The 260-nt window shown below is 65.0% G+C and carries 1 protein-coding gene; it reads right to left on the bottom strand.

Translation table 11 applies throughout. The features are described 5' to 3' along the window. Window positions 1–260: DUF7370 family protein (locus N7568_RS24200; protein ID WP_261612221.1), on the bottom strand; the 260-nt coding region annotated here is incomplete at both ends.

Raw genomic sequence — 260 nt, 5'->3', positions numbered from 1 at the left:
GTGCATCCGCTGGTATCGAGGCGGCCCAGTGAATCGCGCAGCCAGGTTATGCTGTCGTGGCCGTATTCAAACGAGCGTGACGCGCCAGACGGCGCCCCCTGCGATTTGATGCGGCGCGCGCCGGACGATGTCGCCATCAGCGCGGCGGCGTACATCAGGATCAGCTTCGCGGTGCAGTCGTCATACCCGGCCCCATCGAGGCACGGGATGATTTTGTTCACCACGCAGAGGATCGGATCCAGCAGCGCCCCCGGGATGGA

This window comes from Paenarthrobacter aurescens (assembly GCF_025421775.1).
Classification (GTDB): Bacteria; Actinomycetota; Actinomycetes; order Actinomycetales; family Micrococcaceae; genus Arthrobacter; species Arthrobacter aurescens_B.
The sequence above is the reverse complement of the archived record's forward strand: the minus strand, read 5'-3'. Positions and strand labels throughout refer to the sequence as shown.